The organism is Oleiphilus sp. HI0061 (assembly GCF_001635675.1).
In genome coordinates this window covers 1-1296 of sequence record NZ_LWFE01001320.1, presented here as the reverse complement: position 1 = coordinate 1296, position 1296 = coordinate 1, and the positions used below count along the sequence as shown (strand labels likewise).

The 1296-nt window shown below is 46.2% G+C and carries 1 protein-coding gene; it reads left to right on the top strand.

What is annotated here, in order from left to right:
• Positions 1-207 precede the first annotated feature (207 nt).
• On the top strand, positions 208-1296 hold a 1089-nt coding region (gene ribBA / locus A3735_RS20860), incomplete at its 3' end, for a bifunctional 3,4-dihydroxy-2-butanone-4-phosphate synthase/GTP cyclohydrolase II (RefSeq protein ID WP_068638566.1).

Here is a 1296-nt window from a genome sequence, read left to right as displayed (position 1 = left end):
GTTGATTTGATGGCTCGTTATGCTGAGCGCCTATTACAGGTAGGCTCTTCTGATGTCACTGAACAGAAAACGGAAGGCAACTTGGATAAGGCCTTTCTGGCACAAAATGGTTTTTTAAGATAAACCTTTTACACTGTATTAAATAATAGGCAGCGTTTCACCTTCGATATCGCTGCCTTTTAAGATGAATAACACTGGGGAGGCTCAATGGAGCTCAACACCGTAGAAGAATTAGTTGAAGATATCCGTCAAGGCAAAATGGTTATATTGATGGATGATGAAGATCGTGAGAACGAGGGCGATCTAGTGATTGCGGCTGAACAGGTTCGTCCGGAAGATATTAACTTTATGGCGACACATGCGAGAGGCTTGATCTGTATGACGATGTCGGCAGAGCGGGCAGACTTCTTCGGCTTACCGCCGATGGCTCACGCAAACAATGCTCAGTTTTCAACTAACTTTACTGTGTCTATTGAAGCGGCTTCGGGTGTGACAACAGGTATTTCAGCGGCTGATCGTGCGCACACTATTCGTACAGCTGTAGGACGTAACACTAAGCCAAGTGAAATTGTTCAGCCTGGCCATGTGTTTCCAATTGTGGCGCAGCCTGGTGGTGTATTAAGCCGAGCAGGGCATACTGAAGCAGGTTGCGATCTGGCTCGTATGGCAGGTTTTGAGGCGGCTTCAGTTATAGTCGAAATTATGAATGAAGACGGTACTATGGCTCGTCGTCCTGATCTTGAAGTCTTCGCAAAAGAGCATGATTTGAAGATTGGCACAATCGCCGACATGATTCACTATCGGGCGTTGAATGAGCAGACCGTTGTTAAGCAAGAAGAGAATCAGGTTGAGACCGAGCATGGCACATTTGATCTGATTACTTATAAAGATACCTTGCAAGGTCATGTTCACATGGCGTTTGTAAGAGGTGATTTATCAAAGGTGGATGCGCCGGTTATTCGGGTTCAGTCTCCTGATATCCTGCGTGATAGTTTAGGTGTTAAAGTGCCAGGATCGCAGAGTTGGTCTATGCAGCATTCGTTAGAGCGAATCAATGAAGAAGGCGCTGGCGCCTTAGTAGTTTTAGGTGGCCCGGCTGTTGACTTGGAAGAACGCTTGGCAGGATTTTTTGTGAACAAGCCAGCACCTTCGCAGACAGGAACGGGGGCGTATTTGACAGTGGGCACAGGCTCTCAGATCTTGCGTGATTTAGGCGTGACAAAAATGCGCCTATTGAATCCACCTGTTAAGTTTTCAGCTATTTCAGGTTTCGATTTGGAAGTGGTTGAATTTATT